At 67.5% G+C, this 25,852-nt stretch carries 18 protein-coding genes; 7 read left to right on the plus strand and 11 right to left on the minus strand.

Annotated elements, in window-relative coordinates; all coding sequences use genetic code 11:
* The first annotated feature begins 3 nt into the window (after positions 1-3).
* A complete protein-coding gene (locus IP91_RS15875) occupies positions 4-1,194 on the plus strand; it encodes an HlyD family secretion protein (protein WP_145650051.1) in 1,191 nt (396 codons plus the stop codon).
* Positions 1,191-2,588 (plus strand): efflux transporter outer membrane subunit, encoded by a 1,398-nt coding sequence (locus IP91_RS15880; protein WP_145650052.1) that lies wholly within the window; start codon positions 1,191-1,193, stop codon positions 2,586-2,588. Before IP91_RS15875 ends, IP91_RS15880 begins: the two co-directional genes overlap by 4 nt.
* Positions 2,589-2,871: 283 nt before the next feature.
* Here the strand turns inward: IP91_RS15880 and IP91_RS26815 are convergent, their stop codons facing one another.
* Positions 2,872-4,425, minus strand: a complete 1,554-nt coding sequence (locus IP91_RS26815; protein ID WP_145650053.1) for a methyl-accepting chemotaxis protein — start codon at positions 4,423-4,425, stop codon at positions 2,872-2,874.
* 195 nt (positions 4,426-4,620) lie between these two features.
* On the opposite strand from IP91_RS26815, the gene IP91_RS15890 reads away from it, so the two are divergent.
* A complete protein-coding gene (locus IP91_RS15890) occupies positions 4,621-5,364 on the plus strand; it encodes a GAF domain-containing protein (protein WP_145650054.1) in 744 nt (247 codons plus the stop codon).
* A gap of 93 nt (positions 5,365-5,457) precedes the next feature.
* Here the strand turns inward: IP91_RS15890 and IP91_RS15895 are convergent, their stop codons facing one another.
* From IP91_RS15895 to IP91_RS15910, 4 genes are read right to left on the minus strand one after another with little or no spacing between them, the layout of a single operon-like run.
* The gene (locus IP91_RS15895) at positions 5,458-8,598 is read right to left on the minus strand and encodes an efflux RND transporter permease subunit (RefSeq protein WP_145650055.1); all 3,141 of its coding nucleotides are present in this window, start codon (positions 8,596-8,598) and stop codon (positions 5,458-5,460) included.
* 9 nt (positions 8,599-8,607) lie between these two features.
* Entirely contained in the window at positions 8,608-9,792 is a 1,185-nt protein-coding gene (locus IP91_RS15900) for an efflux RND transporter periplasmic adaptor subunit (RefSeq protein WP_145650056.1), read from the minus strand.
* 42 nt (positions 9,793-9,834) lie between these two features.
* On the minus strand, positions 9,835-11,265 hold the full coding sequence (locus tag IP91_RS15905; protein WP_229474511.1) for an efflux transporter outer membrane subunit: 1,431 nt from the start codon (positions 11,263-11,265) through the stop codon (positions 9,835-9,837).
* The gene (locus IP91_RS15910; protein WP_145650057.1) at positions 11,262-11,927 is read right to left on the minus strand and encodes a CerR family C-terminal domain-containing protein; all 666 of its coding nucleotides are present in this window, start codon (positions 11,925-11,927) and stop codon (positions 11,262-11,264) included. The genes IP91_RS15905 and IP91_RS15910 overlap by 4 nt, the downstream gene beginning before the upstream one ends.
* A gap of 156 nt (positions 11,928-12,083) precedes the next feature.
* Here IP91_RS15910 and IP91_RS15915 point away from each other — a divergent pair, with 156 nt between their 5' ends.
* Both IP91_RS15915 and IP91_RS15920 read left to right on the plus strand, forming a co-directional pair.
* Positions 12,084-13,523, plus strand: coding sequence for a DUF1800 domain-containing protein (locus IP91_RS15915; protein WP_145650058.1), 1,440 nt, complete (start codon positions 12,084-12,086; stop codon positions 13,521-13,523).
* Between the two features lie 17 nt (positions 13,524-13,540).
* The gene (locus IP91_RS15920; protein WP_145650059.1) at positions 13,541-14,782 is read left to right on the plus strand and encodes a DUF1501 domain-containing protein; all 1,242 of its coding nucleotides are present in this window, start codon (positions 13,541-13,543) and stop codon (positions 14,780-14,782) included.
* 1,091 nt (positions 14,783-15,873) lie between these two features.
* On the opposite strand, the gene IP91_RS15925 is transcribed toward IP91_RS15920, so the two are convergent.
* The 6 genes from IP91_RS15925 to IP91_RS15950 all read right to left on the minus strand — a co-directional run bounded on the left by IP91_RS15925 (position 15,874) and on the right by IP91_RS15950 (position 24,123).
* Positions 15,874-17,223: a hybrid sensor histidine kinase/response regulator gene (locus tag IP91_RS15925; protein WP_145650060.1), complete on the minus strand. Its 1,350-nt coding sequence runs from the start codon at positions 17,221-17,223 to the stop codon at positions 15,874-15,876.
* 92 nt (positions 17,224-17,315) lie between these two features.
* A complete protein-coding gene (locus IP91_RS15930; protein WP_145650061.1) occupies positions 17,316-18,056 on the minus strand; it encodes a 2OG-Fe dioxygenase family protein in 741 nt (246 codons plus the stop codon).
* A gap of 76 nt (positions 18,057-18,132) precedes the next feature.
* A complete protein-coding gene (locus tag IP91_RS15935; RefSeq protein ID WP_145650062.1) occupies positions 18,133-20,178 on the minus strand; it encodes a TonB-dependent receptor in 2,046 nt (681 codons plus the stop codon).
* A gap of 188 nt (positions 20,179-20,366) precedes the next feature.
* The gene (locus IP91_RS15940; RefSeq protein WP_145650063.1) at positions 20,367-20,864 is read right to left on the minus strand and encodes a DUF6702 family protein; all 498 of its coding nucleotides are present in this window, start codon (positions 20,862-20,864) and stop codon (positions 20,367-20,369) included.
* The gene (locus IP91_RS15945) at positions 20,864-23,377 is read right to left on the minus strand and encodes a M1 family aminopeptidase (protein ID WP_145650064.1); all 2,514 of its coding nucleotides are present in this window, start codon (positions 23,375-23,377) and stop codon (positions 20,864-20,866) included. Before IP91_RS15945 ends, IP91_RS15940 begins: the two co-directional genes overlap by 1 nt.
* Before the next feature lie 287 nt (positions 23,378-23,664).
* The gene (locus IP91_RS15950; RefSeq protein ID WP_145650065.1) at positions 23,665-24,123 is read right to left on the minus strand and encodes a MarR family winged helix-turn-helix transcriptional regulator; all 459 of its coding nucleotides are present in this window, start codon (positions 24,121-24,123) and stop codon (positions 23,665-23,667) included.
* 130 nt (positions 24,124-24,253) lie between these two features.
* Between IP91_RS15950 and IP91_RS15955 the strand changes: the two genes are divergently transcribed.
* Positions 24,254-24,565: a hypothetical protein gene (locus tag IP91_RS15955; protein WP_145650066.1), complete on the plus strand. Its 312-nt coding sequence runs from the start codon at positions 24,254-24,256 to the stop codon at positions 24,563-24,565.
* Between the two features lie 86 nt (positions 24,566-24,651).
* A complete protein-coding gene (locus IP91_RS15960) occupies positions 24,652-25,743 on the plus strand; it encodes an HD-GYP domain-containing protein (RefSeq protein ID WP_145650067.1) in 1,092 nt (363 codons plus the stop codon).
* Positions 25,744-25,852: the final 109 nt, after the last annotated feature.

Raw genomic sequence — 25,852 nt, forward strand, 5'->3', positions numbered from 1 at the left:
CCAATGAGCGCCAACGACACCACCAACACCACCGACACCAAGGCACCGCCCATCATCACGCCCGTCTCGCCGGCCGAGCCGGTGGCGCCGCCCGCCCAGCCGGACCGGCCGCACCAGTGGTTCGCCATCGTCGGCTTCGCGCTGATCGCGCTGATCGGCGTACTGGTCGTGCTGTACGCGTGGCGGCTGCCGCCGTTCACCAGCCCGATCGTGTCGACGGAGAATGCGCTGGTGCGGGGGCAGGTGACGGTGATCGGCACGCAGCTCTCCGGCTATGTCACCGAGGTCCATGTGCAGGACTTCCAGTTCGTCAGGAAGGGCGACCTGCTGGTGGAGATCGACCGCCGCATCTACGAGCAGCGCTACGAACAGGCCGAAGCGCAACTGGCGGCGCAGCAGGCCGCGCTGGCCAACTGGCAGCAGACGCGCCGCAGCGCCGCCGCCACCATCGCACTGCAGGAAGCCGCTTTGGCCAATGCGCGGGCGCAGGCCAGCCGCGCCAACGCCGACCTGGGCCGCGTGGAGCAGCTGGTGGAAGACGGCTCGCTGTCGCAGCGCGAACGGGATGCGCAGCGGGCTGCGCGGGCACAGGCCGTGGCGGCCGTGGCGCAGGCACAGGCCAATGTGGAGATCTCGCGGCAGCAGTCGACCTCCGTGACCGTCAACCGTGCCTCGCTGGAAGCCGCGGTGGAGAATGCCGAGGCGGCGCTGAAGGCGGCCAGGGTGGACCTGGACAACACGCGCATCGTCGCGCCCGGTGACGGCCAGCTGGGCCAGGTCTCCGTGCGGCGCGGCGCCTTCGTCAATTCGGGTGCGCAGCTGATGGGCCTCGTGCCGCGGCAGATGTGGGTGATCGCCAACCTGAAGGAGACGCAGATGAACGGCGTGCGCGTGGGCCAGAGCGCCACGTTCAAGGTCGATGCGCTCGACGGTGCGCTGCTGACGGGCCAGGTGGAGCGCATCTCGCCGGCCACCGGCTCGGAATTCTCCGTGCTGCCGGCCGATAACGCCACCGGCAACTACGTCAAGATCGCCCAGCGCATCCCGGTGCGTATCCGCATCGATGGCGGCCAGAAGCTGGCGGAGCGGCTGCGGCCCGGCATGTCCGTCATCGTCAGCATCGACACGTCGGCCGTGCTCAATGACGCGGAGACCAATCCGGCACCGGCACCTGCCACGGGGACGAAGCGATGAGGGCAGTACCACTGCTGCTGGCAATGCTGTCCCTGGCCGGCTGCGCCGCACGGGTCGCGCCGCCGCCCGCGTCCACGCTGCAGGTGCCGCAGCAGTGGCGCGCACCGCTGCCCGATGGCGGCAGCGGCCTGCCCGTCGATGCCGCGTGGTGGCAGTCGTTCGACGATCCCGCGCTGGCGGCCCTGGTGAGCACGGCGCTGGCCAACAATGGCGACCTGCGCGTGGCGCGCGAACGGATCGAGGATTTCCGCGCGCGCGTGCGGGCCGCTTCGGCGGCGCTACAACCCACGCTGTCGTTCGATACGAGCGCCACGCGCACGCGCACGCTGTCGGCCGTGACGGGCCAGCCGTACGTGACGAACGTGTTCCCGCTGGAAGTGCAGGCGGCGTATGAACTCGATGTGTGGGGCCGGCTGGCCAATGCCACGGCAGCGGCGGCCGCCACCTTGCGCGGCGAGCAGGCGAACCTGGAGGCGGTGGGGCTGTCGATCGCGGCCAATGTCGCCAGCGGCTACCTGAACCTGCGCGGGCTGGATGCGCAGCTGGAGCTGGCCCAGGCCACGCTGGCACTGCGCGCCCGTTCGCGCGACCTGGCGCGCCGGCAGTTCGAAGTGGGCTACAGCTCGCGGCTGGAATGGCTGCAGGCGCAGGCCGAGTACGACACGGCGGCCGAGCAGGTGCCGCAGCTGCAGCGGCAGATCTTCGAGCAGGAAAATGCGCTGGCGCTGCTGTCCGGCGCCTCGCCCGGCCCGATTGCACGGGGCCGCACGCTGGCCGAGCTGGTGCCGCCGCCGGTGCCGTCCGGCCTGCCGTCGGACCTGCTGCGGCGCCGGCCCGACATCGCCCGCGCCGAGCAGGCGATCGTGGCCGCCAACGCGCAGCTGGCCGCCACGCGCGACCAGCTGCTGCCCACGTTCCGGCTGACGGCTGCGGGCGGCATCCAGTCCGGCGAGCTGTCCGACCTGCTGCATGCGCCGGCGCGGCTGTGGCGCCTGACGGGCACGCTGGCCGCGCCGCTGTTCGATGCCGGGCGCGTGCAGGCGGCCACCGATTCCGCCGCGGCCGTGCGCAACCAGGCGCTCGTCACGTACGAGAACACGGTGCGGCAGGCGTTCGTGGAAACGGAAAACGGCCTCGATGCCGTCACGCGCCTGCGCGAGCAGGTGGTGCAGAACGACGCGCGCCGTGCCACGGCGGCCGAAACGCTGCGCATCGCGCACAACCGCTATGCCAACGGCTATGCGGCCTATCTGGAAGAACTCGATGCGCAGCGCAGCCTGTATGCGGCGGACGTGGCACGGTTGCAGCTGCGGGCGCGGCTGCTCACGGCATCCGTCGATCTGTATCGGGTGATGGGGGGCGGGTACAGCGCGCCGGCAGGGACGGCCCGCTGATACAGCCCGGCCCGTGTCCACCGTGGGGTCAGACCCCGACATGGACACGGCCTCGACAATTAGCCGGTAGGCGTGTCGCTGCTGGAAAAGCTGGGGCCAGAGGTTAGCGCACACTTTTATGCATGCGTTCGCTTGTCAAGGTGCCTGGGACCAGGACAACGCTATCTAGGGGGTTGGAAGGAGTGCATCCTCGTATGGATGCACCGTTCGGCAGGCGCGAAATAGATTTCGCGAATTCCCAGCCTCACCCCCAAAGTGGACACGAACCCGGCTGCAGTGAAAATCAGGCTGCTTCGAGCTGGAAGGTGTGCACGACGCCGGCCAGCTGGTCGGCCTGGGTCTGCAGCGACTGGGCGGCGGCGGCGGCCTGTTCGACGAGGGCCGCGTTCTGGATGGTCATGTCGTCGAGCTGGGCGATGGCGGTGTCGACGGAGTCGATGTCCTCGCTCTGCGCGCGGCTGACGCTGGAGATGTCCTGCACGATCTGCGTCACCCGGGCAATGCCGTCGACCACATTCTTCATCGTCTGGCCGGCGTCGTCGACAAGGGCGGTGCCGGTGTTGACCTTGCTGACCGAATCCTCGATCAGCGCCTTGATCTCCTTGGCGGCGGCGGCCGAGCGGTGCGCCAGGCTGCGCACTTCGGTGGCGACGACGGCAAAGCCGCGGCCCTGTTCACCGGCCCGCGCGGCTTCGACCGCGGCGTTCAGCGCCAGGATATTGGTCTGGAACGCGATGCCATCGATGACGGCGATGATGTCGACGATCTTCTTCGACGACTCGTTGATCAGGTTCATCGTGGTGACGACGCTTTCCACCGCCTCGCCCCCCTGGCGCGACGTGGCCGATGCCTGCTGCGACAGCTGGCTGGCTTCTTCGGCGAAATCGGCATTGGCGCGCACCGACGTGATCAGCTGCTTCATGGACGTGGCCACCTGCGACAGCGCGGCGGCCTGGGCTTCCGTGCGGTTCGACAGGTCCAGGTTGCCGGAGGCGATTTCGGCGGAGGCGGAAGCGATGGCATCGGTGCCGCCGCGCACATTGGTGACGATGCCCGACAGGCTGTCGCGCATCGTGCGCATCGCCGCCAGCAGGCTGTTGCCATGCGCCGTGCCGGTGTCGACCTGGCGATGCAGTTCGCCGCGGGCGATGGCACGCGCCACGCTGGCCGCATAGGCCGGTTCGCCGCCCAGCTGGCGCGCCAGGCTGCGCACGATCGTCATGCCCACGGCGATGCACAGCACCACGCAGACGATGGACAGCGTGGCGATCCAGTAGCTGGCGTGATCCGCCTCGGCCTTCGCGCTGGTCGTGGCGTTGGCATTGATGCGGGTGAGTTCCTGCATCAGTACGGCCATGTCGGCCACGATGCGGCGGCGCAGCGGCGTGCATTCCTCGACGAGGAACTTGCCGTAGCCGGCCTTGTCGCCCGCTGCCACATAACGGCGCGGCCGTTCCAGTTCACGCGCCATCGACAGCAGGCCTTCGCGCACCACGCGGTATTGGGCATTGTCCTGCATCAGCGGATCGGTCTTCTTCAGCACTGCCAGGTACTGCGCCTTGTGCTTGTCCACCAGGTCCAGCTCGCGCGTGGCCGCGGCCACGTCGTCGAAGATGTAGGCATTGCGCGCCGAGATGCCCGTTTGCGCAAGCTGTTCGCGGGCCTCGATCAGCGGATCGAGCTGCGTGCGGCGCAGCGTGCTCGCGGCGTCGAGGGCCGCATCGATGGAATTGACGCGCGAAATGGCAAACACTGCCAGCACGACCGTAAAGAGGAGAACGAGGGCGAATGCCGAATACAGCTTGGTGGCGATGCGCGCGTTGCGATAGGCGTCCATGGGACTTTCGAAATAGAAAAGAGTGGAATTTGATGAAATCAGTTGGCATAATGCCCTAAATTTTTCCGCAACGCAATAAGATCTGACGAATTTACCGATGTATTCGCGCAAATACATCAAATTCGTCAAATTCAGCCCGCTGCTGTGACACAGGGGCGACAGCGGCGGCTATACTGGCGCCCAAAGGAACATTTCATGCCAAATTCCAAGGATCCGATCCTGACCACCACCGCCGCCGCCCGCATGCTGGGCGTGGCCACCAGCACCGTCCAGATGTGGATGGAGAACGGCGCCATCGCGTCCTGGAAGACGCCGGGCGGCCATCGCCGCACGCGCATGTCGAGCATCCGCAGCCTGATGGACCGCACGCCGTCGCAGAACTCGACCGTCGGCCAGGCCGTCGAAGCGGCGCTGTCGCACGTCTCGCCGCTCGAGTTCCAGCCCGCCGCCACGCCCGACTATCCGGTCGGCCGGGAGGAAGCGGCGCGTCTCGTGGCGCTCGAGTCGTCGCGCCTCGTCGACACGCCGCCGGAAGAGCGCTTCGAGCGCATCGTCCGTCTCGCCTCCCTCGTGACCGGTTCGCCGATCGCGCTGGTTTCCCTGTTGACGTCATCGCGGCAGTGGTTCAAGGCGAAGGTCGGCCTGGAGACGGAAGAAACGCCGCGCGCCTGGGCCTTCTGTTCGCACGCCGTGCTGCATGACGAGCCGTTCGTCGTCGAGGACGCCGCCATCGATCCCCGCTTCCGCGACAATCCGCTGGTGCAGGGCGATCCGCGCATCCGCTTCTACGCGGGCGTGCCGCTGCGCGACGGGAACGGCCAGGCGCTCGGCACGCTGTGCGTGATCGACCGCGAACCGCGCCGCCTCCGTTCGGCGGAGCTGCAGGCGCTGGTGGACCTGGCGGAGATCGCTTCAGAGGAAGTCCAGCACAAGGGCTGAAGGCGATGGGCCAGCGGGGCTGCGCCCCAAAAAAAAGCGGCGCCGGAAATCCGGCGCCGCTTTTTTATCGGGAGCGCATCGCTCCCTTTCCCATCACACCACTTCGGGCCGCGTTTCCGCATGCTCCGGATGGCTGCCATGACTATCCTTGTGAGAGCCATCTTTATGCCGCAGCTTTTGCACCATGCGGCCCAGCCAGTGCTCGGCATCGTCGATGTAGGTGAACACGGCCGGCACCACCAGCAGGCTCAGTAACGTCGAGGTGATCAGGCCGCCGATCACCGTGATCGCCATCGGCGAACGGAAGCTCGGGTCGGCGCCCAGGCCGAGCGCCAGCGGCATCATGCCGGCACCCATCGCAATGGTGGTCATCAGGATCGGGCGCGAGCGCTTGTGGCAGGCATCCACCAGCGCATCGAAGCGGCTCATGCCCGCCTCGCGCGCCAGGATCGCGTAGTCCACCAGCAGGATCGAGTTCTTCGTCACGATCCCCATCAGCATGATCAGGCCGATCATCGACGGCATCGACAGGGCCCGGCCCGTGATCAGCAGCAGCACGATGGCGCCACCGATCGACAGGGGCAGGGCGGCCAGGATCGTCACGGGCTGCATGAAGTCCTTGAACAGCAGCACCAGCACGCCGTAGATGCACAGCACGCCGATGGCCATGGCGATGCCGAAGCTGGCGAACAGCGACGCCATCTCCTGCGCATCGCCCAGTTCCGCGATCTTCACGTTGGGCGGCAGGTTGCGCAGGGCCGGCAGCGCACGCGCCTCCGTGTTCAGCTCACCGAGCGAGCGGCTGCCCAGTTCCACGTCGAGCGTCACGTTGCGGCTGCGGTTCAGGCGGTCGATCTGCGCCGGGCCGCTTTCCATCGTGATGTCCGCCACGGTGCCCAGCAGCACGGGGCCGTTGCGGCCCGGGACGGTCAGGCGGCCGATCGCATCGAGGTCGGCGCGCACGGCGTCCGGCAGCTTCACGCGGATCGGCACCTGGCGTTCCGGCAGGTTCATCTTCGTCAGGTCGAAGTCGTAGTCGCCGGCGGTGGCCACGCGCACCGTTTCGCCGATGGCATTGGCCGTCACGCCCAGTTCCGCCGCGCGGGCGAAGTCGGGCCGCACGATGATTTCCGGCCGCACCAGCGAGGCCGACGACGTGACGCCGCCGATGCCGTGCAGCGAGCGCAGTTCGCGTTCGGCCTGGCGCGCCGCGGCATTGAGCGCCACCGGATCTTCCGACTGCAGCACCAGCTGCATCTTCACGCCCGTGTCCGGCGGACCCACCGTGAAGCGGGCGCCGGGGATGTCCACCAGCTTCGCCCGCAGCGCACTGTCGATCTCGGCCATCGTTTCATGACGGTCGGTGCGGTGCACGGTGGTGATTGTGAGCACGGCGCGGCGCGCTTCGGCCGAGGCGCCCGGCGCGAACGCGTCGCCCGACGAGCCGCCGCCGATCGAGCTGAAGACGCCCGTGATGCCCGGCACGGCCATCGCTGCCACGCGGGCCTGTTCGGCTGCCGCCCTGGTCTGCGCCAGGGTGGAGCCGGGCGGCAGTTCCAGGTTGATCTGCGTCTGGGCGCGGTCGGCGGCCGGCACGAAGCCCGTCGGCAGCAGGCCCACCAGCATGATCGAGCAGACGAAGAACACCAGCGAGGCAATGGCGGTAACGAGGCGGTGGTGCAGGCACCACTTCATCGTGCGCATGTAGCGCTGCATCAGCCATCCATCCTTCTCCTCCTTGTGCTTCAGGGGCTTCAGGATGTAGGCGGCCATCATCGGCGTGAGCAGCCGCGCCACCACCAGCGAGGCCAGCACGGCCAGCACGGCGGTCCAGCCGAACTGCTTGAAGAACTTGCCGGGGATGCCGCCCATGAAGGCGGTCGGCAGGAACACGGCCACCAGCGCGAACGTGGTCGCGATCACGGCCATGCCGATCTCGTCGGCCGCTTCCAGCGCCGCCTGCATCGGCGTCTTGCCCATCTTCAGGTGGCGCTCGATGTTCTCGATCTCCACGATCGCATCGTCCACCAGCACGCCCACCACGAGCGCCAGCGACAGCAGCGTGACCGTGTTGAGCGTATAGCCGAACCAGTAGATGCCCAGGAATGCGGGCAGCACCGACAGCGGCAGCGCGGCGGTGGCCACCAGCGTGGCGCGCCAGTCGCGCAGGAACCAGAACACCACGATCACGGCCAGGATGCCGCCTTCGTACAGCAGCTCCATCGAGCCGTCGAAGTTTTCCTCGACGGGGAAGGCGTTGTCGATCGACTGCTTCAGTTCCAGGTTGGGGTTTTCCTTGCGCAGCTGGTCCACCGCGGCGCGCACGCCTTCGGCCACCGCCGTTTCGCTGGCGCCCTTGGTGCGGAAGATCTCGAAGGCCACCACCGGCACGCCGTCCTGCGTGGCGATGGCGCGCGGTTCGGCGATCGTGTCCGTGACGGTCGCCACCTGGTCCAGGCGCACGTGGCGGCCGTCACCGAGGGGGATGTCCATTGCCGCCAGCGCCTGCGCCGACTGCACGGTGGCGATGGTGCGCACCGACTGCTCGGCACCGGACACGTCGCCGCGCCCGCCCGGCGCTTCCTTCTGCGTCAGGCGCAGCTGGCGCGACACGTCCAGCGCCGAGACGCGCAGCGCGGCCATGCGTTCGTCGTCGAGCTCCACGCGGATCTCGCGGTCGACGCCGCCCACGCGGCCGACCGAACCCACGCCGGGCACCGTCAGCATGCGTTTCGACACGGTGTTGTCGACGAACCAGGACAGGTCGGCATCGTCGATCTTCGACGCGCTGCCCGCCTTGTTGGCGACGGTGAAGGTGAGTACCACGCGGCCGGCCGTGGAGACCTTGCTGACCACGGGTTCGCGCACTTCGGCCGGCATGTCGGCGCGCACCTGCGAGACGGCGTCGCGCACTTCGTTGACGCCGTCCGAGATGTTCTTCTCGAGGATGAATTCGACGGTGACCGTGGCCACGCCATCGAGCACCTTGGTGTAGATGTTCTTGACGCCTTGCAGCGTGGCGACGGAGTCCTCGATCTTGCGGGCCACTTCCGTTTCCAGCTGCGCCGGCGCGGCACCGGGCAGCGAGGCGCTGACGGTGACGATGGGCAGCTCGATGTCCGGGAAGTCCTGCACCGGATTGGCTTTATAGGCCAGCAGTCCGGCCAGCGTGAGCAGCGCGAACAGCATGATCGCCGGAATGGGGTTCCGGATCGACAGGGCGGAGAAATTCATTGCAGCTCCTTATTTCGCGGCGCGCACCGGGGCGGCGGCTGGCGAAGCCGCCTGTGCACTGACAACCTTGACCAGGTCGCCATCGTTCAGGAAGCCGGCGCCGTTCAGCGCCACGGTGGTCTCGCCCGGCACGCCGGAAACCTCGATGCGGTCACCCACGCGGCGGCCCGTCTGCACCTTCACCTGGCTGACGCGCGAATCGGCGTTCAGGCGGAACACGTACGGGAAACCGTCGCGCACGACGATGGCCGGCTGCGGCAGCGTGAGTGCGCCGGAGTTGCCCAGCTCGAAGTGGCCGCTGGCATACATGCCGGCCTTGAACGGCGCGTTGCTGCGCAGGTCCGGCGGCAGGTCGACGTAGACCAGCGCGGAGCGCGTCTGCGTGTCGACGGTCGGCGCGATCATGCGCACCTTGCCCGTCAGTGCGCTCCCATTGGCGGCCTTCACGACGGCGGTGGAGCCCACCTGGATCGTCTTCAGGTCCGCCGCCGTCACTTCGGCGCGCCATTCCAGGCGGCCCTGGCGGATCATGCGGAACAGTTCCGTGCCCGTGCCGACCACGGAGCCCACGGTGGCGGTGCGCGCCGAGATCACGCCCGCATCCGGTGCCACGACCTGCGTGTACTTCAGGCGCAGCTGCTGCGACGACAGGGTGGCGCGCGCCGATTCAATGCGCGCGTTGGCGGTCTGCTCGGCTGTCAGGTACTGCGAGATCTGCTGTTCGGACAGGGCGCCGCTGGCCTGCACGGCGCGGGCGCGCTTTGCATTGGCCTGCGCCTCGGCGGCATTGGCCTGCGCCTCGGCCAGCGCGGCACGGGCCTGCGCCACGTCGGCGTTCACCGTGTCGGCGGAGAACACGGCCAGCACCTGGCCCTTCTTCACCACGTCGCCCACGTTGACGCGCACTTCCGTCAGGCGCAGGCCGTTCGATTCGCTGCCCAGCGACGCTTCCTGCCAGGCAGCCACGTTACCGTTGGCGGTCAGGCGCACCGGCAGCGAGGCCGTTTGCGGGCGGGTCGTGGTCACCGTCAGCGCCGGACGCTGCACGGGCTTCTTCTCCTCCGCGGCGTTCGACGCTGCACTGGCGCCGTACAGGGCGATGCCGCCGGTGGGCAGGATGCAGGCGGCCAGCAGCGCAAAGGCGAGCGGCCTGGTCTTCAGCAGCGGGGCGGGTTTTTTATCGGTCTTCTTCATGGTCTCGGTGGCTCTCGGTTGCTCAGTTGCTCTCGGTTGCGCTCAGTTGCTCGCAGAGGTGGATGCGGTGGCGGTCAGGTCGTTGCGGTTCCAGCCGCCGCCGGCCGCGCGGTACAGGGCGATCCAGGCGGCGCTGCGTTCGCGCTGTACCGCCACCATCGCGTTCTCGGCCGCCAGGCGGGTGCGGCGCGCGTCTTCCAGTTCGAACAGCGTGGCCATGCCATTCCTGTAGCGGTCGTCCACGGCGGTGAACGCGGCGCGGTAGCCTTCCAGCGCGGTCTGCGCCTGCACGGTGCGCAGGTCGGTGCTCTGCAGGTTGACCAGCGCTTCCTCCACTTCGCGCACGGCCTGGCGCACGCTGCCGCGGTAGGTGGTCACGGCCGCTTCGTAGCGTTCCTGCGCGGCCTCGACGGACGCGCGGCGGCGGCCTGCGTCGAACAGCGGCAGCGACACCTGCACGGGACCGATGTTCCACGTATTGGCCGTGACGCTCTCGCCGCCGGCGCGGATCTGGCCGCGGCCGATGGAGCCGGCGATCGACAGGCGCGGATAGCGCTGCGCGCGGGCGCCGCCCACTTCGAAGCTGGAAGCCGCCACTTCCCGTTCGGCCGTGAACACGTCCGGCCGCTGCGCCAGCGTCTGCGCGGGCAGGCTGTCGATGGCGATGCCCTGCGCCGGCGTGAGGTCCGACGCTGCCGCGGCCAGGCTGCTGCGCAGTTCCGGTTCGGCGATGGCCGTCAGGGCGACGAGGGCTTTCACGTCCACGTCGCACTGGGCGCGCTGGGCCAGTTCGCGGTTGGCGGCATCGGCCGCGCTGGCGCGCGACAAAGCCGCATCGGCCGGCGCCTGGAAGCCTGCCTTGGCGGTGAGTTCCGTCAGGCGCGCCGTATCGGCGCGCGAGGCGGCATCCTGGCGCGCCACGTCCAGCAGGCGCTCGCAGGCGCGCAGGTCGTAATAGGTGTTGGCCGTTTCGGCCGCCACGGATACGCGGGCATCGTGCCAGCCCGCCTGCGCGCCTTCGAGGCGGGCCTGCGCCGCATCGCGCACGGCGCGGTTGGCACCGAACACGTCGATCTCCCACGAGGCCTGCAGCAGAGCCTGCGACGTGGTGTTCACGGGCAGCGATGTGCTTTGCTGGCTGGTACGGCTGGACGTGACGATCGCATCGAGCGATGGCGCCAGCGCGGCCCCGGCGGCCACGCGCTGTTCGCGGGCGCTGGCGATGCGCGTGCGGGCCGACGCGATGGTGGGGCTCACGGCCTGCGCCGCATCGACCAGCCGCGCCAGCAGCGGATCCCCCTGGCTGCGCCACCAGCCGGACAGCTGGTTGATGCTGCCCTGGTGCGGCAACGGTGCCTGCCACTGGGGCGGCTGCTGCGCATCGACCTGCGGCGCGGGACCGGACACGGCGCACGCCGACAGCGCCATGGCCACCGCCAGCGCGGTCGCTGCGGCTCGGGGGAGATACCTCATGCTGTTCCTTTCGTTCTTCTGTTGCGTTCGGCCGCGACGATGGCCTCGGCGTAGTCGGCCAGTCGCGGAATCCATCCGGCCAGTGCATCCGGCCCTTCCAGCAGGTACGGCGTGACGGCGGCGATGATGTCGCGCGAGATCATCAGGTGCGCACCCAGCGCCGCCACCGCATGCACCAGGCGGTACACCTCGTCGTCCGCCGGGCATTCGAGGTGCCGCGCCAGCACGCCGGCCAGCGCGATGAATTCGGGCCGGATGCCGTTGTCGACCTCGTTCTGCCAGATGCCGGTGGGCTCCAGCACCTCGCGCAGCCACATGCGCAGCCGCAGGTCGGCGGTGTCGCCCTCCATCATCGGCGCCAGCATCTGCTGGTAGTAGCCTTCCAGCGCCTGGCGCAGCGTGAAGCCGGGATCGTCGTACTGGGCGATGTTCTGCTCCGGCGACGGCATGCAGTCCATCAGCGCTTCGCGGTACAGGCCGGCCTTGTCGCCGAAGTAGTAGCTGATGGCCGCCACATTGGCGCCCGCGCCCAGGGCGATCTCGCGCGTGGAGGTATTGGAAAACCCCTTCGCGGCAAACAGCTGGCGGGCCGCGTTCAGCAGCCGGTCGCGCGATTGCTCGCCGTCGGCACGGGGTTTCCGGGAAGGGGATTTGTCGATCATCCGGTTATTAAATCATAGAATTAAAACGATTGATATAAGTAAATCGGCCGTTTGAAGTGATCTTCCAGGAAATGTTCCAGATACATTCGTTACAAACCCGGCTTTGGCAGCGCGGCCGGGCAGGGGTATAACGTTGGTTTCGATCCCGGAGGCGCCATGCGGACCTTCCCACGCAGCCTGATCGCCCTCGGCGCGATGCTTTCAGCCCTGTCGCAGCCTGTTCTGGCCGCGCCGCTGGCCGGCGAAGCGGCCGCTGCGCACGTGCTGAACCGGCTGGCGTACGGGCCCCGTCCCGGCGACGTGGCGCGCGTCACGCAGCTCGGCGCCGCACGCTATATCGAGGAACAACTGGATCCTGCGGCGATCCCGCTGCCGGCCGATCTGGAAACGCGCCTGGGCGGGCTGACGACGCAGGCCGAAGCGCCCGGCGTGGCGCTGCGCCGCCTGCTCGATGCGCGCGCGGCTGACAAGCTGGGCGACGGCAGCAATCCCCGGCAGCGTGCCGTCAACAAGCAGCTGACGGACGAAGCGGCCGAAGCCCGGCTGCTGCGCGCGGTAAGGAGCCCGCGCCAGCTGGAAGAGGTGATGACGGATTTCTGGTTCAACCACTTCAACGTCTTCGCCGGCAAGGGCGATGTGCGCGCGCTGGCCGCGAGCTTCGAGCGCGATGCCATTCGCCCCCACGTGTTCGGCCGCTTCCGCGAGCTGCTGGGCGCCACCGCCCATCATCCGGCCATGCTGGCCTACCTCGACAACAGCGTGTCGAAGGCGAATGGCCTGAACGAGAACTACGCGCGCGAGCTGATGGAGCTGCACACGCTGGGCGTCGATGGCGGCTACCGGCAGGCCGACGTGACGGAACTGGCGCGCATGCTGACGGGATGGACCTTCCGGCCGAAGCAGCTTGCCGACGCGAACGAGATGTTCTACTTCGACCCGAAGCGCCACGACGGCGGCATGAAGACCTGGCTGGGCCGCTCCGTGGCCGGCAGGAAGGAGGGCGACAAAAGCGGCGATGGCCTGCGCGAAGGCGAGATCGCGCTGGACATCCTGGCGATGCACCCCTCGACCGCCCGTTACGTGAGCACGAAGCTGGCCCGCTACTTCGTGCGCGACGTGCCGCCTCCCGCGCTGGTCGAGCGCATGACGCGCGCCTGGATGACTTCCGATGGCGACATCCGCACGGTGCTGCGCACGCTGTTCGCCAGTCCCGAATTCCTGGACGACGGCGCGGCCGGTGCCAAGTTCAAGACGCCGTACCAGTACGTGGTCTCGGCCGCGCGCGCCAGCGCCGTGCCGATGGAAACGGCGGAGGCGAAGAAGCTGGCCGGTGCGCTGTCCCGCCTGGGCATGCCGCTGTACGGCTGCCAGACACCGGACGGCTATGACGACACCGAGGCAGCGTGGCTGAACCCGGACGCGCTGGGCATCCGCATCGGCCTGGCCAGCACGCTGGGCAAGGATGCCGATGCGGCCGCGGTGGCCGGGGCGCTGGGCCCGCTCCTGTCGCACCGCACGCGCGAGATGGCCGCCGCCGCCGCGCCGAAGCTGCATGCCGCGCTGCTGCTCGGCAGTCCGGATTTCATGCAGCGCTAGCGCTGAAAGGAGTTCCCATGCATCGCCGTACCTTCCTCCATGCGCTGGGCGCCGGCCTGGCGATCCCCGTCGGCCGGACTGCCTGGGCCTTCACGGGCGATGGCCAGCCGACGCAGAAGAAACTGGTGGTCGTGATGCTGCGCGGCGCCGTCGACGGGCTGAGCGTCGTCGCGCCGGTCACCGATCCCCATTACGCGGCGCTGCGCCCGACCATCGCGCTGGGACTGCCCGGCAGCGAAGGCGGCGCGCTAACGCTCGATGGCCGCTTCGGGCTGCATCCCGCGCTGGCACCCCTGCTGCCGCTGTGGGAAGCGAAGAAGCTGGCTTTCGTCCATGCCAGCGGCTCGCCGGACACCACGCGCTCGCACTTCGATGCGCAGGACTACATGGAGTCCGCCACGCCAGGCGTGAAGGCCACGCAGGATGGCTGGATGAACCGCCTGGTGGCCACGCTGCCCGGCACCTCCACGCCCACCCGCGCGCTCGGGATCGGGCCCGTGATGCCGCGCATCCTGGCGGGGCGGGCCGCCACCGTCAACCTGCCGAACGGCGCGGCCGCCGTGAAGCCGGGCGCGCTGGAATCGCCGGCGCTGGCGGCCGCGTTCGACCAGCTGTACCTGGACCACGCGCGCTTCGGGGGCGCCTACCGGGCCGGCCGCGAGGCGCGGCGCGAAGTGATCGATGCGGCGGCGTCGCCGATGGCCGCCCAGATGATGGCCGCGAACAACGGTGCGCCGCTGCCGAACGGTTTTCCGGACGATGCCGCGCGCCTGGCCACGCTGCTGCGCAATGACCCGAAGATGCAGCTGGCCTTCATCGCGCTGGGCGGCTGGGACACGCACGCCAACCAGGGCGCCGCCACCGGCCAGCTGGCCAACCGGCTCGCGCCGCTGGGGCAGGGCCTGGCGATCCTGGCGGAGCGGCTGGGGCCGATGCTGGACGATACTGTGATCGTGGTGATGTCCGAATTCGGCCGCACGGCGCGCGAGAACGGCAACCGCGGCACGGATCACGGGCACGGCAATGTGATGTGGGTACTGGGCGGTGGCGTGAATGGCGGGCAGGTGCTGGGCGACTGGCGGGGTCTGGCGCCCGATGCGCTCAACGAAGGCCGCGATTTGCCGGTAACGACCGATTTCCGCGCGGTGCTGGCACAGGTGGTGGAGCGGCACCTGCGCCTGCGCGACGCGCAGCTGGCGGCGATTTTCCCTCACATGCCGAAGGGGCAGGGCGTGGCGTTGTTCCGGCCTACGGCCTGAACGCTGGGGGCTTATGCCCGGACCCGGGAGCGACGTGTTCGCCCTGGACCGATGCGCCACGGGGTCTGACCCATTGCGCCCGGGGCTGTCCATCCGGTTGCTGTCGATGCCGCGGGTCTGACCCCGGACTTTCGCATGCGCGGTGACTGCGCCAGCAAAAAGCTGTGGTCAGACCCGCGGGCCTGCCGGCTTCCGAGCTCCCGGTCCCGGGCACTGTGGGGCAGACCCGGTGCGCCGCTGTTCTCCGCGACATCCGCCGCAGCAATTTCCCCACCGCGCCACCGTTTTCAGCGACATCCGCCGCAGCAAATTCCCCGCCGAACCAAATTCTCCGCCGCACCGCCATTCTCCGCGGCATCCGCCGAACAAATTCGACACACCGCCGGCTTCCGTGACCTCACGGATACCGACCGGCCAAAAAAAAGCCCGCGAGCCAGGGGCCGCGGGCGAGTTCCAATTGTTCGGAGAACGCTTGGAGGAGACAGTTCCACTATAGCGGCGTCCATGTTGCGGTGCAATACCGTAAATCTACGGTGCGCGGGCCACGTTGCGGCGGAACCGTTTCCAATGTCCATGTGCACTGCAACAATATTTGGCCAGGACAGGATTTGGCCGAAATGAATCAGCTTCTGAAGAGAAATCCCGCCAGTTCTTCAGCAGAGCAGCCTGCAAGTCACGAAATTGATCACTTCGAAAAATTTTTCGATGGTTGTGAAAACCCCACTCGGCTGTCGAAGGGCAGCAACCACCTGAGGCGCGGCGTGCCGACGCGGGTCGGAAGGGGGATGTCGACACGGCACGCGCATCGTCAAGGACGCCGCAGACAAGACGCCGCACACCGGCCGGTCCCGCCGCTACCGCCCAGCTCGTGTCTCCTTCGGGGTCAGGCACTAGAGTGGACACGGACTGAGCCGTAGCACGCGCGATCCATGGCTTGAAGATGAGCTGGCACGTGGAACTGCGGTATCTCCAGCCAAAACCGATCGCTATAGATCAGGCCGTGTCCACTTCGGTGACTGACCCCGAAGTGGACACGGGCTGAGCAGTGAGGCCCAGGCGCCCGGGCGCCGCTGCGCGGCGAAAGTGAGGAGTTACTTCTTCAGCTGGAGCGTGAACACGCTGCCCTTGCCGAACTCGCTGGTGAACGTCAGCGCGCCACCCAGCACATTGGCCAGGTTCTGGCACAGGTACAGGCCCAGGCCGGCGCCTTCGGCATGGCGGGTCGACGTGGAGTCGAGCTGCGAGAAGGCCTGGAACAGCTTGGCCTGGTCTTCCTCGCGGATGCCGGCGCCCGTGTCGGCCACGGAGAATTCGACGACGGGCGTGCCGTCGTCCTGCCGGCCCTGGGCCAGCGCCACGCGCACCGACCCCTTCTCGGTGAACTTGATGGCGTTGTTGGCCAGGTTGATGAGGATCTGCTTCAGCGCGCGGCGGTCCGTACCCAGCACGATCGGCTGCTCTTCCAGCGCGATCTCCAGTTCCAGGCCCTTCTGGGCGGCGAGGGGCCGCAGCGTCTCGCCCACTTCCCGCACCAGTTCCTGGCACTGCACGGATTCGATCGTCATCGTCACCTTGCCGGCCTCGATCTTGGCCACGTCGAGGATGTCGTTGATCAGCGAGAGCAGGTGGCGGGCCGAGGAGCGGATCGTGTTCAGCTGCTTGTCCTGCTCGTCCGTCAGCGGGCCGGGCAGCTTCATCAGCAGCGCGCCGGTGAAACCGATGATGGCGTTGAGCGGCGTGCGCAGCTCGTGGGACATATTGGCGATGAAGGCGGACTTCATGCGGCTCGCTTCGGCCAGCTCCACGTTCTTCAGCGCGATCTCGCGGTTGATGGTTTCCAGCTGGCCGGCATGGTGGGCCAGGCGCATGTTCAGCTCGATGACCTGGCGTTCGCGCGCCTGCAGCTCGCTGTTCACCTGCACTGCCTGCTCGTAGGTGGAGATCAGCAGGTCCAGGATCTGCTGGCGTTCGGCGTTGATGAAATGCTTCTGCTCGCCCAGGTACAGGGCGATGCCCACTTCCATGTTCTGGTTGCGGCGCAGCTTCTGGTTGACCAGCATCTGGCCGATACGGTTGAGCAGGTAGTCTTCCGCATACGGCTTGCGGATGAAATTGTCCGCGCCGCATTCGATGCCGCGGATGATGTCCTTCGGATCGTTCAGCGAGGTGACGAGGATGACGGGAATGTCGCGCAGGGTCGGATCGGCCTTGATGGCGCGGCACAGCGCGTAGCCATCCATTTCCGGCATCACGATATCGGACAGCACCAGGTGCGGCTTGTGTTCGCGGATCGCTTCCATCGCCAGGCGGCCATTGCCGGCCACGCGGGCCTTGTAGCGCACCGACTGGATCAGGCGGCGCAGCCGTTCGGCCTGGGTCGGGCTGTCCTCGACGATCAGGATCTCGATTTCACCGGGTTCGATTTCGTAGCTGGAGTCCACAGGATGTCCCTTGTATTGATTATTTTTGACTATAAAGGAAACGCTGGCGCCGTGGCGCCCGCGGTCGCAATTTTGCCGGATTGAACGGTGGTTCAGGCCTGCGGCTCGCCCTGGAAGGCGCCGCCGCGGTAGGTGATCACCAGCGTGTCGCGGTGGCCGTGTTCGCCCAGCGGCTGGATCGGCGTGGATTCGTGGATGACGGTGGCGTCGTCCAGCAGCAGCATCGACCACGGTTCGGTGAGCGTGAAGCGCTTGCCGTTCGGGCCGTGCGCTTCGAAGATGCGCGTTTCGCCGCCCTTGATGGCGTGCCGGCCGACGAGGATCACGGCCACGAAGTCGACGCCGTCGCGGTGCGCGCCTTCCGGGGTGGGGCGGCCGATGCCGTCCGCCGTGTCGATGCGGAACTGATGGGCTTCCACGTACCAGGGCGCGTGGGAAGCATCGGTGCGCACCGCCGTGAACAGGCGGCCCAGCGCCGTCAGCAGGCCCTGCCAGACCGGCGCCGCGACGGTGTCCGGCAGCACGGGCGCGAACAGCCGGTGCATGCCGCCATGCAGCGCGTTGTACTCCACGCTCTGCCAGTGCGCGCGGTGCGCCGTCTGCGCCAGCTCGTCTTCGCGCTGGATGAAGCAGGAATGGCGGCGGCGCCGGTAGCGCCCGCCGTCCTTCAGGTAGTTGTCCAGCTCCAGGTCGTCCCAGCTGGCGGCGAGCGCACGCAGCTGCGCCAGCGGCGTGCCGGACAGCGCCGCCACCTCGTCCGGCGCCAGCAGGGCCCAGCCCTGCGTGCGCAATGCGTGCGTTACCTGGTCGGGCGGAGTGAAGTCGGGAGCCATGGGAAAAGTGGATGCGTCAATAAACAATTCCCTATTGTACGACCTGGGCCGGCAGGTGTGGGTCTGACGTCCCGATTCAGAAATTGTGAGTCAGGGACAAGCGGACCGAGCGCGATTCGAGCGGGTGGAAGTGGTAATCGTCCGCCTGTGCCGTCTCGCCCTTCAGCTGCGACGCGTAGTAATAGGTGATGGCGGCATCGCGGCGGTTGGTCAGGTTGAACGCTTCCAGCTCAAGGTGCGTGCGGCGGCCGAACTGGTAGGCGACGCGGCCATTGAGCGTCATGCTGGCGGCCGACCGTACGCTGTTGTCCTCCACCAGGGGGCGGGGGCCGAACCAGCGCGCCCGGATCGCGCCGGACCATGGCCCCTCCGGCGTGAACGTGGCGGCAAACTGCGCCACGCCTTCCACCGCGCCGGGGATATGGTCGCCGGCCGGATCGCTGTCCTTGTAGCGGCCGCGCGCGTAGGCCAGGTCGGCATCGAGCGACAGCCATTTGACGGGCTTGTAGTAGTTGGAGAACTCGATGCCGCGGCGGCGGCTCGGCCGGCCCGCCTCGGTGGTGCCGGCATCGCCCACGAATACCAGCTCGGAATCGAAGTCCAGGCGGAACAGCGACAGGGACGTCTGCAGGCCCGGAATGATCTCGGTGCGCACGCCCAGGTCCATGCCGCGCGAGCGGGCCAGCGGCGTCACGCGGTCCACCGCCTCGTTCGTTTTCGGATCCACGCTGATCACGGTGCCGCGCGCATCGTTGCTGTGGAAGCCCTGGCCGGCGTTGACGTAGAACTCCGTCTTCCGCCACGGCCCGAAGATCAGGCTGCCGCTGGGCGAGACGAGCGTGTCGTTGGCCTTGCCGGAGTTCTCCGCGCGGTCGCTCGCCACGTCGAAGCGGTAGCGGTCGGCGCGCACGCCGGCCACGCTGCGCAGCCACGGGTTCCAGCGCGTCTGGTTTTCCAGCCACAGCGCGGCGCTGGTTTCCACGATATGGTCCTGGCGCGTGGTGGCCGTGACCTGGCGCGCCTTCGTGTTGTACAGGCCGTTATGGATATTGTCGTTCTGCGCCGTGACGCCCAGCGTGGTGGTGGACGTGGTCGTGTCGGTGTGCGTGTGCCAGGCGTGGCTGGCATCGAAGCCGGTGGTGACGCGGCGGTCCGGCTGCGCGAACTGGTCGCCGTTGACCGGGTCGTCCAGGTAGTAGGTGAAGTTCGAGAACAGTTCCAGGCGGTTGGCAATGGCGTAGGCCGACACGCGCGTGGTAGCTTCGTCCGTCGTGCGCTGCCACGCGCCGGACAGGCTGTAGCGGTGAGCGCCGCCGCCATCGGTGGGGTCGACGGCATCGAAGCGGCCCAGCGTGCCGTTGTCGACGGCGCGCTGCGGAATCTGGTCCGTCGAATTCCACTTGGCGCGGTAGGCCATCGCCGAAATGTGGAAGCCGTTGTTGGCATAGCCCTCGCTGTAGCGCAGCACGCCGTTCACCTTGCGGTAATTGTCGCCCTGCGTGAACGGACCGTCGTTGTGCATGGTCTCCAGCGCATACAGCAGGTTGCCCCCGCCCGCTGCGAGCGAGTCGGCGATCAGCCCCCGGCCATAGCCGTTCTGGCCCACCGACAGGTTGGCGATGCCGCTGGTGAGGCGGTTGGCGTACGTCAGGTCGGTGGCGCCGGCCGAACCGAAGTCGCCCGTGCTGGCCGAATACGGCCCCTTCTTGTACGACAGCGTGGTGGCCAGTTCCGGGATCACGAAGTTCAGGTCCGTCCAGCCCTGGCCATGCGCATGGCTGCGCTGGTTGACGGGCATGTCGTCCACCGTCGTGCGCAGGTCGGTGCCGTGGTCGAGGTTGAAGCCGCGCAGGTAGAACTGGTTGGCCTTGCCCTCGCCGCTGTGCTGCGACACGATCAGGCCGGGCGTGGCCTCCAGCAGTTCACCGGGGCGGTACGTGGTGCGCGCTTCCAGCTGGCGCTGCGTGACGATGCCTTCGCTGGCCGAATCGGCGATGCCGAGCTGGCTGATGCGCGAGGCATCGATCGTCACGCGGGGCATGAACGGGTCGTCGGCATGGGCGGGGGAGGAGAAAGCGGCGAAGGCGGAGGCGAAGGCGGCAGCGAGGCGGGTTTTTTTCATCGATCGACCGGTAGGCGGGCAGGGCACCCTCCCCAAGGGAGGCACCCGTTCCATTGAAAGGCAGGCACGGATGCAATCGGGGCCGATCCCGCAGGACCGGCCCCGATTGCACTGGGATGAGAGCATGCCCGAGTGACGCGGTGATGACAAGTGGTTATCACCCGGACGGGTGAAATGCGGCACGGCTGTCAGGGCAGGCGCTGTTTTTCCTGCTTTGCCGTGAACACCAGCGTGACCGCCGGGCGTCCGTTGCGGGCGCCCACGTTGACGGTATTGACCTGCGTGGCGATGAAGTCCGACAGCACGCCGTCGAACAGCAGCGCGCCGGCCGGCAGTGCGGTACGTTCGACCTGCTGGAAGATGGTCAGCACGTCCGCATCGGCCTTCACGCCCACCCATTGCAGCGGCAGCGGCTTGCCGTCCGCCGTGATGGTGAAGCGCTTTTCCAGGTAGCGGCGCAGCACTTCCTGGTCCTCTTCCATGCCCATGTCGAACTGGCGTCCGTACAGGTTGGTCAGCAGCGTTTCCAGATCGTGCGCCGTGTAGGTGTGCACGATCTCCGTGTTGCCGGTGGCCGCGTTGTAGCCGATGTCCGCCATGCCCATGTGGTAGTTGTGGGCGCTGGCGGTGCCGCAGCAAAGCAGCACCGCCAGCCAGGCACCGGCCAGGACGCGAGGCAGGCGCATTACTTCTTCAGGTCCGTCGCCGGCCGCGCAGGCGCCTTGTCCACTTCCGGCTTCAGGTTCTGCGTTTCCGCCTGCTGCTTGGCGGCGGCGCCGTTCAGGCCACCGTTGGCATTGGCCGATTTATCGTCGGCCTTCACGGCTTCGTCACCCTTCAGTGGCGTGTTGAAGTCCTTCATCAGGTCCGGGTTCTTGCGCTCCATCTTGAACAGCTCCAGGCGCGACGGTGCGGCCTTGCGCGGCCACGAGTTGTTGCTGGTGTCGACGTCGGCCGTTTCCCAGTAAGGATCCTGCGTCAGCGCCGTGATCGGCTCATCCGTCACCAGCAGCTTGGTGATCTTCGTGGGCGAGTAGCGCCACACTTCCGCCGGCACGCGCTCGATCGTCTTCTTGCCGGACTTGAGCGTGATCTCCAGGATCAGCGGCGATACCAGGCCGCCCTTGTTGGAGAAGTCCACCAGGTACAGGTACTTGCCCTGTTTCAGCAGGTCCTTCTGCCACGGCTCCAGGCCTTCCATCGTCTCGCGGTACTTGTTGCGGTCCGCGTTGGTGACGGTGAAGTCGTCGTGCTCGTTGTAGAAGTCCTTCAGCGCCGGCTGCTGGTCCACCTTGCGCACCATGCCTTCGTTGCGCTGGTCCGTCACGGACACCGGTTCCTCGGCGTGGCGGGCACGGGCCCAGGCCTTCTCCACTTCCGGATCCTTGGTGTTCAGGTTGAATTCGCTGATGTTGTCCAGGCTGACATCCACGGCATCCGTCGTGTAGAACCAGCCGCGCCAGAACCAGTCGAGGTCCGTGCCGGAAGCATCTTCCATGGTGCGGAAGAAGTCGGCCGGGGTCGGGCGCTTGAACTTCCAGCGGCGCGCGTATTCCTTGAAGGCGTAGTCGAACAGCTCGCGGCCCAGGATCGTTTCACGCAGGATGTTCAGCGCGGTAGCCGGCTTGGCGTACGCGTTGTTGCCGAACTGGAGAACCGATTCCGAGTTCGTCATGATCGGCACCTGGTTCGTCGAACGCATGTAGGCCGTGATGTCGCGCGGATCGCCGCGGCCGATCGGGAAGTCCTTCTCCCAGGCCTGCGCGGCCAGGTATTCGACGAAGGAGTTCAGGCCCTCGTCCATCCAGGTCCACTGGCGCTCGTCCGAGTTGACGATCATCGGGAAGTAGTTGTGGCCCACTTCATGGATGATCACGCTGATCAGGCCATACTTGGTGCGCTTCGAGTAGGTCAGCTCGCCGGTCTTCTTGTCCTTCGTCGGACGCGGGCCGTTGAACGAGATCATCGGGTACTCCATGCCGCCCACCGGGCCGTTCACGGAAATCGCCGTCGGGTACGGGTAGTCCAGGCTGTACTTGTTGTACTGCTCGATCGTGTGGATGATCGCCGCGGTGGAATACTTCTCCCACAGCGGATTGCCTTCCTTCGGATAGTAGGACATGGCCAGCACGTTGGTGCCGTCCTTCCTGTAGCCCTGCGCATCCCAGATGAACTTGCGCGACGAGGCGAACGCGAAATCGCGCACGTTCTTCGCCTTGAAGTGCCAGGTCTTGGTGGCCTTGCTCACCGACTTTTCTGCTGCCTCGGCATCGGCCTGGGTGACGATGATGACCGGCGTCTTCGACGTCCTGGCTTTTTCCAGGCGGTCGCGCTGCGCGGCGGTCAGCACGTCGCCGGGATTCTGCAGCTCGCCCGTGGAGGCCACCACGTGGTCGGCCGGCACGGTGAGCTTCACGTCATAGTCGCCGAATTCCAGCGTGAATTCGCCGGAGCCGAGGAACTGCTTGTTCTGCCAGCCCGCCACGTCGTAGTAGGCCGCCATGCGCGGGAACCACTGGGCGATCTCGAACAGCACGTTCTTGTCGTCCTCGAAGTACTCGTAGCCGGAACGGCCGCCGAGCACCTTCGCGTCGTTGATCTTGTAGTTCCAGTCGATGGCGAAGCTGAACTTGTCGCCGGACTTGAGCGGCGCCGGCAGGTCGATGCGCATCATCGTGCCGTTGACCACGTATTTCAGCGGTGCGCCGCCGGCGGTGCGGATGTTCGACAGCTTGAAGCCGCCGTCGAAGTCGCGGCCGGCCAGCACGTTGCGCAGGCCTTCGAACTTGGCGCCGTCCGCGCCGTCGCCCTGCGGCTTGGTCCAGGCTTCGCGCGATGGCGCGGTCTGGATGCGGCGGGTGTCGGAATCGGGCTTGAACAGGTTCTGGTCCAGCTGGATCCACAGGTAGGTGAGCGTGTCCGGCGAGTTGTTGTGGTACGTGACCTGTTCGCTGCCCGTCAGCGTGCGGTTCGCTTCGTCCAGCGTGGCGCGGATCGTGTAGTCGGCGCGCTGCTGCCAGTACTGGTGGCCCGGCGCGCCGGACGCGGTGCGGTAGGCGTTCGCGGTCGGCAGCAGTTCGTCGAGCTGGCGGAATTTGTCATCGAACGGTTCGGCGGCCAGGGCGGCGGTGCCGAACGACAGGGCGGTGAGCGAGAGGGCGAAGAATCGGGCGGCGATGCTGGCAGGTGTGCGCTTCATTGGGTTCCCAGGGCAGTTGATGGTCATCCCGCGCGGCCGGTGGACCGGTGGGTTGCCGTCGTGTTTTTGTGTAAAACAACAGGCTATTCTAAGCGCCCGCGGGACGCCCTGCGAGGCGTGCATTTGTAACATTGCTGAAATATGCGGGCGTGCGGACGTCCGGCCGGACAGTGGCCGGACAGTTCCACGCGGGAAGGCTGCTGTTGCAGGGTGTTAAGGAATCAGGCGGGCGGACAGATGGTGTCCGCCCATGTCGCGCCGATACGACTTTGTTCGGCGCGAACCGCTCAGTCCTGCGCCATCAGGCTGGCGCGCAGCGTGTCGAGCTGGGCTTTCAGGCCCACCACCTGCTCCAGGCTGCACTGGCTGGCGGCCAGCACGCAGCCGGGAATGTCCTTGGCCTGCTCGCGCAGCGCGCTGCCGGCCGGGGTGAGGGCGATGATGACCTGGCGCTCGTCGCTGGCGCTGCGCGTGCGGCTCAGCAGGCCGGCCGCTTCCATGCGCTTGAGAAGCGGTGTGAGCGTGGCCGAATCGAGGAACAGCTTGTCGCCCAGTTCGCTCACGGACAGCTCGTCGCGCTCCCACAGCACCATCATCACCAGGTACTGCGAATAGGTGAGATCGAGCTTGCGCAGCAGCTTGCGGTACAGCTTGTTCATCGCGAGCGAGCTCGAGTACAACGCAAAGCACAGCTGCTGGTCGAGCACCGGCACGTGCGGCGCGACGGTAGATTGGGTGGCATCCATGCGTCCAGTATAGATAGCGCGCGATCTAATGGCAAGCTACTTTGTACGGCACGAATGTGCTTGCCATGGGGTGGCGATTTGGCTATCGTATTCGGGCCCGTCCATCCGCGTGGCGGGTCAGGAGGCTCAGATGAATCGTGCAGCCCATCCAGGCTCGGATACGCCCGCCCCCGCCGAGCAGCGCAGCGGCGCGGCGCCTCTCCACCTCGTCCAGCTCGATCCCCAGGCCGTCATCGACGGCGAGCGTTGCGACGACACCTACCTGGCCGACGACGTCCACACCTGCGGCACGATGCGTGAAACCTGCCCGGTGTGTACGGAAGGCCGGCTGCAGCTGGTACTGCGACAGAAGAACGTGCGGGTGCCGCACCTGTTCTGCCTCGAATGCACGCGCTGCTTCGGCGCTTTCCTCGAAGACGGCACCCCCGCACTGATCGAATGACGCCCGCGCCGGTCTCCGCGCCGGTCTCCGGTAAGCTGTGATGATCTTGCTGTAAAGTATCATCGACGCACACCGGGAGACCAGCCATGAAGGGCCAGCACCAGACCACCGTCCTGATCTGCGACGGCGCGGCGGAACGACGCCATCGCACATCGGCGATGCTGCGCGAACAGCACGACATCGACGAGGCAGCCGATGGCGCCGCCCTGCTGCGGCTGGCACGCGGGCTGCCGCGGCCGGATGTCATCGTGCTCGATGCGGCGGTGGCCGAGCCGTTCGCACTGGTGCGCCAGCTGAAGGCCGATCCCGACACGGCCGGCATCCCGCTGCTGCTGGCGTTCGATGCGGTCGAGGCGCCGGCGCTGGAAGCGCGCGCCCTTGCCGCCGGCGTGGCGGACGTGCTGGTGTACCCGTTCGCCGCCGAGACGCTGCGTGCCCGCGTGGCCCGCGAACTGCGGCTGCGCGAGGCGCAGGCCCTGCTGCGGCACGAGGTCCACCTGGTCGACCATCTGGTGGCGGAGCGCACGCGCACGGCCACACAGATGGCCGATGCCGTGATCTGGGCGCTGGCCACGCTGGCCGAGCGGCGCGACAGCGAAAGCCCGAACCACCTGCACCGCATCCAGCATTACGTGGCGACCCTGGCGCGGCATCTGCAAACGCAGCCGCGCTTCGCACACGAGCTGACCGATGCGCACATCGAGCTGCTGTTCCAGGCCGCGCCGCTGCACGACATCGGCAAGGCCGCCATTCCGGACGCCATCCTGCAAAAGCCCGGCCGCCTCACCGCCGAGGAATTCGAGACCGTCAAGCTGCACACCGTGTACGGCCGCGATGCGATCGACAGCGTGGCGCAGGCGGCCGGCAGCGACAGCACCTTCCTGCGCTTCGCCCGCGAGATCACCTACAGCCACCACGAGCGCTTCGACGGCTCCGGCTACCCGCAGGGCCTGGCCGGCGACGCCATCCCCGTCGCCGCACGCCTGCTGGCCGTGGCCGACGTGTACGACGCCCTGATCTCCCGCCGCGTCTACAAGCCCGCGTTCACGCACGAAACGGCGGTCGAGCTGATCCGGCAGGGCAGCGGCGAACACTTCGACCCCGACATCGTCGACGCCATGCTGGCCACCGAAGCCGACTTCCTGGCCATCACGCAGCGCTTCCACGATCCCCACTGATCAGCCCGTGTCCTGGTGCCTGGCTCCGAGACACGGACTCAACAATGTCCTGGTGCCAGGCACCAGGACACGAGCTCCGCAGGACCTTTGTCATTTCCGGGTAACGAAT

Source organism: Pseudoduganella lurida (genome assembly GCF_007830455.1).
Lineage (GTDB): Bacteria > Pseudomonadota > Gammaproteobacteria > Burkholderiales > Burkholderiaceae_D > Rugamonas > Rugamonas lurida.